At 54.7% G+C, this 8,223-nt stretch carries 6 protein-coding genes; 4 read left to right on the top strand and 2 right to left on the bottom strand.

The annotated features are described in order from the left end of the window. Both AB8B76_RS03220 and AB8B76_RS03215 read left to right on the top strand, forming a co-directional pair. Nucleotides 1–795, top strand: a 795-nt coding sequence (locus AB8B76_RS03220; protein ID WP_405270198.1) for a helix-turn-helix transcriptional regulator, incomplete at its 5' end; no start/stop codon positions are given. A gap of 108 nt (nt 796–903) precedes the next feature. After that, nucleotides 904–2,517, top strand: a complete 1,614-nt coding sequence (locus AB8B76_RS03215) for an FMN-binding glutamate synthase family protein (RefSeq protein WP_405270195.1) — start codon at nt 904–906, stop codon at nt 2,515–2,517. A 71-nt stretch (nt 2,518–2,588) separates the two neighbouring features. Here the strand turns inward: AB8B76_RS03215 and AB8B76_RS03210 are convergent, their stop codons facing one another. Continuing rightward, nucleotides 2,589–3,983, bottom strand: a complete 1,395-nt coding sequence (locus AB8B76_RS03210; RefSeq protein WP_405270193.1) for a M20/M25/M40 family metallo-hydrolase — start codon at nt 3,981–3,983, stop codon at nt 2,589–2,591. 126 nt (nt 3,984–4,109) lie between these two features. Here AB8B76_RS03210 and AB8B76_RS03205 point away from each other — a divergent pair, with 126 nt between their 5' ends. Beyond that, the gene (locus tag AB8B76_RS03205; RefSeq protein ID WP_405270190.1) at nt 4,110–5,735 is read left to right on the top strand and encodes a WS/DGAT/MGAT family O-acyltransferase; all 1,626 of its coding nucleotides are present in this window, start codon (nt 4,110–4,112) and stop codon (nt 5,733–5,735) included. Between the two features lie 10 nt (nt 5,736–5,745). Beyond that, nucleotides 5,746–7,227 carry a helicase HerA-like domain-containing protein gene (locus AB8B76_RS03200; protein WP_405270187.1) on the top strand — a complete coding sequence of 494 codons (1,482 nt, stop codon included), beginning with the start codon at nt 5,746–5,748 and terminating at the stop codon, nt 7,225–7,227. A 47-nt stretch (nt 7,228–7,274) separates the two neighbouring features. Here AB8B76_RS03200 and AB8B76_RS03195 read toward each other — a convergent pair whose 3' ends face one another. Then, entirely contained in the window at nt 7,275–8,222 is a 948-nt protein-coding gene (locus tag AB8B76_RS03195) for a DUF808 domain-containing protein (protein WP_405270184.1), read from the bottom strand. Nucleotide 8,223: the final 1 nt, after the last annotated feature.

Below are 8,223 nucleotides of genomic sequence, written 5' to 3'. Positions count from 1 at the left end.
TGGGAAGGCCGTCTGACGACGGGGCACCTAACCCGTTGCTTTGGTATTGGCCGTCAGCAAGCCAGCAAAGATATTAATTTCTATCTTCGGGAAATCGCTCCCGGCAACATTTCCTACGACAAGTTTCTTAAGGGCTATCGCCCCAGCGAAGACTTTGTGCCGCGTGTAACACGAGGAACGGCGGACGAGTATCTGCACTTGATGAGCAGGGATGAGCAGCTCATGGGCGTTTTCGAAACGCTACCGCTGACAACAGCCAATGTCGAACAAATCACCCCACCCGGCCGGGATGTTGCTCCTTCTATTCTTCGTCCAATGATCCAAGCAGCCCGCGCGCGAAAACGGCTGGAAGTGGACTATGTGTCTCTACAGCACCCGGACCGCGAGGGGCGGATCATTGTCCCTCATACGCTGGTATTCACGGGTTTCCGGTGGCACGTGCGCGCCTGGTGCGAGAAAAATCAGGGCTTTAGAGACTTTGTCTTAAGCCGCTTCCGAGGTGAGGCTGAAATACTAGATACCTCCGAACATGGCGAAGACCAAGATGACGACTGGAGCAAACGCATCAACATCATTGTCGTGCCCGATCCTCGACTAACAGAGGATCAGCAAGCGGTCATCGCCCATGATTACGGAATGAACGGCGGAACGCTCATACTCAATACCCGTGCCACGCTGATCAACTATCAATTGCAGTTGCTCCAGTTAGACCCGTTTAAAGAACAGGAAAACCCCCTGGCTCAGCAAGTGGTTTTACAGAATCGCGACGAGCTTGAGCCCTGGCTCTTTGGCTAAACAAATCAAACGCTATTTTTAACGGATAGTTCTCGCTGAAAGAGCTGCCTCGGGGTAGGCTTATCTCACCACCAAAGCCAACAACCGTCTCTGAACAAGGAGCTACCCGTGTCCCGTGCAGCGTTCTTTACTGTGCATCTACTGCTCGCCAGTCTCCCCTTCTTCCTGGATTTGCACAATCTACTGATGTGGGCGTTTTTTCTGCTGATACTCATCAGTTTTTGCGTCGGTGTGTACGACATGCAGCAAACGGAACACAGTATTCGACGAAACTTTCCGCTCATAGGCCGTGGGCGCTGGATCATGGAGTCCGTGCGGCCCTTCGTCCAACAATATCTTCTTGAATCAGATGTTGGCGGCGCACCGATCAACCGCATGTTTCGCGCCATCGTGTACCAACGTGCGAAGGGCGACCTCGCCAGTGTTCCCTTCGGCACAAAAGTGGACACCTATCGCGACGGATATGAGTGGATGGGACACTCTATTGCTGCCCGTAACATCAGTGAACTGGACGACGACCCCCGCGTCACTATCGGTGGCCCCCATTGCCAACAGCCTTACGCAGCTGCGCTACTGAATGTTTCGGCGATGAGTTTTGGCTCCCTGAGCAATAATGCCGTTCGCGCGCTCAATCGCGGTGCGTCCCTTGGCGGTTTCTATCACAACACCGGCGAGGGTGGTGTATCTGACTTCCACCTTGAGCACGGCGGCGACCTGGTCTGGCAGATCGGTACCGGGTACTTTGGCTGCCGCCGGGATGATGGCTCGTTTTCCGCCGAGGCGTTTGCCGAGACTGCGGCGCGGCCCAACATCAAAATGATAGAGATCAAACTCTCTCAAGGGGCGAAGCCCGGGCATGGGGGCATCCTGCCCGCGAGCAAAAACACTGATCTTATCGCGCGGATACGCCAAGTACCCGTGGGTACCGAAGTCATATCGCCATCCGCCCACAGCGCATTCTCAAGCCCCCGTGGGCTGTTGGAGTTTGTAGCCAAGTTGAGGGAACTGTCAGGCGGAAAACCTATAGGATTCAAGCTGTGTGTCGGACGGGAAAGCGAGTTCATCGCCATCTGCAAGGCCATGCTAGATACGGGGATCACTCCGGATTTCGTCACTGTGGATGGCGGTGAAGGTGGTACCGGCGCAGCGCCACTGGAGTACAGCAACTCCGTGGGCATGCCTTTACGAGACGGCCTCGCCTTTGTCGTCGACACGCTTCAGGGCTTTGGGGTGCGCGATCAGATCAAGGTAATCGCGTCGGGAAAAATAATAACGGCCTTCCATATGGCTAAGGCGCTGTCTCTAGGAGCCGATCTTTGCAACAGCGCCCGGGGCATGATGTTGGCGCTGGGTTGCGTACAGTCTCTTGAATGCAACACAAACCATTGCCCTACGGGGATCACGACGCAGGATCCACGGCTGGTGCAAGGTCTGGATGTGACCGACAAGGCACAGCGTGTTGCTCGGTTTCAGGGCGAGACACTGCACGCGTTATTGGATCTGGTGTCGTCGGCCGGACTCGAGTCGCCTAAAGCGCTGGATCGGTCGCACATTCATCGGCGCATCGATCAAATGACCATCAAACGCTACGACGAGCTCTTTCCAATGCCGACGCAAGGCGCCTATCTGACCGCCACTGCTACAGACCCCATCTATATTCACTTGAAGGAAGCGGACAGCGACAGCTTTGCGCCGGCGACCGGAATTACTCTCCAAGAGTAGATACGTCAAAGAATGCGTTGAAGTGACGAGGCTCAGCGCGCCCAAAGCACGCCACGCCTCCTCCCTATTTACTACTCAGGCGTTGTTAAGTCTCGAATGATCACAGACCAATGATCCAAGGCATCATAAAAAGCTTTGATGGGCACTCGCTCGTTAAGACCGTGGGCATACATTTCATCAGGGTTCATAAACACACCCGAAATCCCCCAGGTTGGAATACCGGCCGAGCGGAAGTGCATACCGTCTGTACCTCCAGACTCCATATAGGTAATCAAGTCCAACCCCGGATGTCGGCTGTGTACGGCCTTACCAATAGCAGCAAGGACATCGGCGCGAATTTCTGAAATTGGACTCTCTGTGGGGTCACCGAGAAGTACAAACTCCGCTTCTTCGTTGCCTACTACCTCCTTCAACTCGGCCTCAATATCAGCGACGGAAACACCGGGGAATATCCTGCAATTGACGGTTGCTGTCGCTGATTGCGGCAGTGCATTTTCAGCGTGACCCGCCTCCAACATCGTGACAACGCAAGTTGTACGCGTCGTGCCAACGTAGGAAGGCTGACTGCGGAGCGTTTCTGCAGCTTCAGCATCCTCGGGATCGTAGGCGAAGCGCACCATGGCATCGCCCAACTCACCTCCGATCTTTTCCCCCACTTGCTGGAAGTAAGACAAGGTCATTTCGCTCCAGCGCACGGGAAAGCGATGTGCTTCGATGGCTTTCACTGCCCCAGCAAGGTCGTAGATAGCATTGTCGTCTCGAGGACGGCTGCTGTGCCCGCCCGGATTCCGCACGGTAATTTGCCAGGTCGCGTAGGTTTTCTCCGCCGCCTGAACTCGGTAGCTGACCGCCACCCCATCGGCAGTAAGGCTACCGCCGCCCGCGTCGGAGTTGAGAGCGTACTCAGCCTCTGCAATCTCGGGCATTTCATAGGCCATCATGCGCGTGGTCGTCATACCGCTTTCTTCATCACCGGAAAACGCAAGAATCAGGTCCCGATCTGGAACGAAGCCTTCCTTTTTAAGTCGAATCATTGTGCCCGTAAGCTGTGATACTCCAAACTTGTTATCGATCGTCCCCCGTGCATAGAAATTCACATCATCCTGTGTAAGCTTGAAGGGTGGCCGCACCCAGTCTTCGGCCAACGCTTCGACGACATCCATGTGCCCAAGCAGGAGTATGGGCTTGGCGCCAGCACTGCCGTCACCACGATAAGTCGCAATCAGTGTTCCGAACCCATCCTTTGGGACGATTCGCACATCTTCCTCTGCAAACCCCGCTGCGATGAGCTCGCTCGCCAGATACTCAGCTACCCGAATGGTATTTCCCTTGGTTTTGGAAGTATCTACTTCCACGATCGTCTTGTAGATCTCCAGCGTCTTTTGCGCGTGCTCGCTCTGAATCTGAGCCTGTGATGACACGCTGATCGACGCCAGAAATAAGGCTGTCCAAAAACTTCGCCGCATTAAGTCTCTCCTGATTTACGTAGTTGGCTTTTGCAGTGTAGTGTTAACACAGCTCCGGTGATGGGAGCCGCTTACATCTATGCCCCAAAGCTTATAGGATTCGCCCATCAAGAAGGGAAAAAAGTAATGCGTAGAATAGATCTTGCCAGTGCAGGGTTTCTCTTATTGGAGAAGCGTGAGACTCCGATGCACGTCGGGGGGATCAACCTGTTCACCCTTCCTGAGGGCGTCGATGAGCAGGAGTTCCTCACATCCCTACGAACGCAGCTGCGGGAAAACACCGAGTTTCGTAAGCCCTTTGGCGAATATGTAGTGACAGGTAAAACCGGCCTTTACTGGGAGAAAGATGAACACATCGACATGGACTACCATGTCCGTCACTCCGCCCTCCCCAGTCCGGGCCGCTACCGTGAGCTTTTTGCTTTAGCATCGAGATTTCACACGACGCTCCTTGATCGTACCCGCCCGCTGTGGGAACTCCATCTCATCGAAGGACTGCAGGACCGGCAGTTTGCGGTCTACAACAAAGTGCATCACGCGGCGATCGATGGTGTGGGTGCGATGCACATCACGCAGGCTATGTGCACAGAGAGTCCCAGCGGCCCACCCGGCTACGCGCCCTACTCCCTGGAAGCCTATAAAGCCTACAAGCAATCGCGCTTTGGCGATGTAGCAAAAGCCACTAAGCCCAGTAAACGCGATATGCGCAATGTTCTGGAAGCGCTAAAGCAGCAGTACGACTCAAGCATCAACCTGGCGACGGCCATGCGACGCTTTGGGCTTGCGTTCGTGGGTCGCAGTGGCAACCTTGCCGTGCCTTGGCACAACGTTCCAAAAACCTCGATAAATACGCGAGTCTCTGGTGCACGGCGCTTTGTCGCTCAAACCTTCGCCTTTGATCGCGTCAAAGAAGTTTGCAGGGCCCTTGACGCAACGGTCAATGACGTTGTCCTTGCCATGTGCGCCGGCGCCCTCCGGCGCTACCTACTGTCGCGAGACGAGCTCCCACTTCACTCCCTCAAGGCCATGGCTCCGGTATCCCTGCGGGAAGAAGGCGACGTCGACTCAAGCAATGCCATTGGCTTTATCACTGCGGATATGGCCACAAACATCTATGACCCTGAAAAACGTCTCCGGACCATCCAGGAATCCATGCGTGCGGGAAAAGATCTTCTTAGAGAACTGTCTCCCGCAGAGGGAGCCCTGTTTATGCAACTCACACAACTGCCCGCACTGCTCACATCAATTCTGGGACTGGGGTCCAAGTTTCCAGCGTTTAGCACCGTAGTCTCCAATGTTCCGGGCCCAAGGAAACCTCTCTATTGGCATGGAGCTCGATTAGACGGCATATATCCAGCATCCATCGTCTTTGACGGCTTTGCTATGAACATTACGTTGGTGAGCTACCACGATCAGCTGGATTTCGGCATCGTTGCCTGCCGGCGATCCATGCCTCAGATTCAACGGATCATTGATCATCTGGAAGACTCCCTGGCAGAACTTGAAGCGGTCGCAGGCCTTAGCGGTTCTGGAGCACGAACAAGCAACAATCAACGGGGATCTCGCACCCCGGCAAAAACAAGAGTGAAAGCGAAAGCCAAAACGAAGAGCAAAGTAAAAGCCAAAGCAGCGTCCAAGACGAAGGCGAAAACAACGAGAAAGGCGCCATCAAAGGCAAAGCCGGCAGCAAAAACCAAAGCTAAACTCGGCGCAAGGAAGTCGGCCGTAAAACCCAAACTCGCCAGAAACTAACAGGAAAAGCATGAGCACAGAGCAGGAATCACCAGGTATTCTTATCGGCGGCTCCGACGCGGGGCAGGTCTTCCTTAACCCCAAGTACGCCAACCGGCACGGCCTTATTGCGGGCGCTACGGGAACAGGTAAAACCGTCACCCTCCAATGTCTTGCTGAGAGCTTCTCAGCGCAGGGAGTTCCCGTTTTCCTCGCAGATGTTAAAGGAGATATCTCAGGCCTCAGCCAAGCAGGCAAGCCACACCCCAAGGTCGACGAGCGCGTTGAGAAAATTGGCATAGAAGGCTACGTCCAAGAAGCCTACCCCGTCGCGTTCTGGGACTTGTTCGGTAAGAAAGGCACGCCGATTCGCACTACGCTGACCGAAATGGGCCCCCAGCTTCTAGCGCGGCTCCTGGGCCTTAACGATACCCAGGAAGGCGTACTTACCCTGGTTTTTCAGTTTGCCGATGACAACGGCTTGTTGATGCTGGATCTCGCCGACCTACGTACAACGCTGCAACATCTCGCAGACAACCGAAAAACTCTTGGATCAAATTACCGTGTTGCCACAGCGTCCGTTAACGCCATTCTCCGGCGCTTACTAATGCTGGAGCGTGAGGGTGGAAAACACTTCTTCGGTGAACCGGCTCTCGAACTCAATGATCTTATGCAGCGAACTCGCGATGGGCGAGGTGTGATAAACGTCCTAGCCGCAGACACACTCATTCGTAGCCCACGTGTGTACAGCACCTTTTTGCTATGGCTGTTGTCCGAGCTCTTTGAACAGCTTCCCGAAATTGGTGATCCGGATAAGCCAGAGTTGGTGTTCTTCTTCGATGAAGCGCACCTGCTGTTTCAAGATGCGCCAAAGATCCTCTTGCAGACTATTGAGCAAGTCGTTCGACTAATTCGATCGAAAGGCGTTGGGATTTACTTTGTTACGCAAAGCCCTGCGGACATACCCGACAGCGTCTTGGGTCAGCTGGGTAACCGCGTGCAGCATGCCTTGCGGGCTTACACGCCAAAGGAAAGAAAAGCCGTGCGGGTAGCCGCGCAAAGCTTCCGCGAGAATCCCGCACTGGATACCGTCGCGGTCATCAGTGAGCTGGGGGTGGGCGAGGCGCTCGTTTCGACCCTGCAGAAAAAGGGCGTACCCTCCATGGTGCAGCGTACGCTTGTCCGCCCACCCTCCTCTCGCATGGGCAAAGCCACCATGGCCGAACGCGCAGAAGTTCTGAAGAATGACCCCAACGGCCGCCGCTATGCAAAAGGCATCGATCGCGAAAGCGCTCACGAGCAACTACTGGTCAGGGCCACAGAACAGCAGGCCGAGCGGGATGAAAAGGAACTCAAGAAGCGAGAAACCAGTGCGCGTAAAAAGACCGGCCGCAAAACACAGAGTAACAGCGACGCCTTTGTGAAAAGCATGGCACGGAGCTTAGGTTCAGCCGCTGGTCGTTCTCTAGGGAAGAAACTCTTTCGAGGACTGCTGGGGTCGCTGCTGCGTTAACGCCTATTCCGGATAGTGCTAGACAGTGCCGGAGCGTTTAGCTCTTACTAACTACGCGTTCCAAACAAGCGGCTTCCGGCACTGATTATCATCAGCACAATCGCCCCTGCTAACAGGCCTAGTATTGCTGCAAACAGCTGAGGGGTAATCGCCCTGACCCAGGCGTTGTCGGCGAAAAGCTGTATCCCCATTTGGAGCACATCTTCCGACAAGTGGTGTAACGAAGGTATTCCGTGTACGAGGATGCCACCACCCACCAGAAACATCGCAGCGGTACCTAGTACCGTTAGCGCACGCATCAGGCGCGGCGCAAGCAACAACAAGCCTTTGCCCGCGCCTCGTAAGGCAGCGCCTCCGACGCCCTGTTGCTCACTCTGCACCCAATGCAGACCCAGGTCATCAATTTTCACAATGACTGCTACGAGCCCGTACACACCGATGGTCATCAGCAGAGCTATCGCTGCTAATACGCTCGCACGAACAAGCAAGCTGGCATCGCCCACGATACCCAGCGTAATGACAATAATTTCTGCCGATAGTATGAAATCTGTTCGGACCGCGCCCTTAATACGCTTTTTTTCAAGCTCCAGTGGATCCGTGCTTGGGTTTTCCAGTTGCTTGCGTAAATTCTCGCCGGCTTCACGACGAGTGTCAGCACTGTGACTGAGGTAATGCCAGAGCTTTTCGAAGCCCTCGAAGCACAAAAACAGACCACCCGCGATTAGCAGAGGCGTGATTAGCCACTCTGCAACCGCAGCTATCACAATAGCCGCGGGGACCAGCATCGCTTTATTGAGCATAGAGCCTTTGAAAACCGCGTAGACAACGGGCAGTTCCCTGTCGGCTGCTACGCCCGTGACTTTCTCGGCATTGACGGCCAGATCATCTCCGAGCACACCTGCGGTTTTTCTCGCGGCAACCTTCGTCATCACCGTCACATCATCCATGAGAGTAGCGATGTCATCGAGTAACGCGAGAAGGCTAGCTCCTGCCATA

Source organism: Congregibacter sp. (genome assembly GCF_045107095.1).
In the GTDB taxonomy this organism is placed as follows: domain Bacteria; phylum Pseudomonadota; class Gammaproteobacteria; order Pseudomonadales; family Halieaceae; genus Congregibacter.
This window is presented reverse-complemented; position numbering and strand designations above follow the sequence as displayed.

Coding starts and splice junctions, on each gene's coding strand:
- AB8B76_RS03195 (WP_405270184.1), bottom strand. CDS start 8,222: ATGGCAGGAGCTAGCCTTCTCGCGTTACTCGATGACATCGCTACTCTC.
- AB8B76_RS03210 (WP_405270193.1), bottom strand. CDS start 3,983: ATGCGGCGAAGTTTTTGGACAGCCTTATTTCTGGCGTCGATCAGCGTG.
- AB8B76_RS03205 (WP_405270190.1), top strand. CDS start 4,110: ATGCGTAGAATAGATCTTGCCAGTGCAGGGTTTCTCTTATTGGAGAAG.
- AB8B76_RS03200 (WP_405270187.1), top strand. CDS start 5,746: ATGAGCACAGAGCAGGAATCACCAGGTATTCTTATCGGCGGCTCCGAC.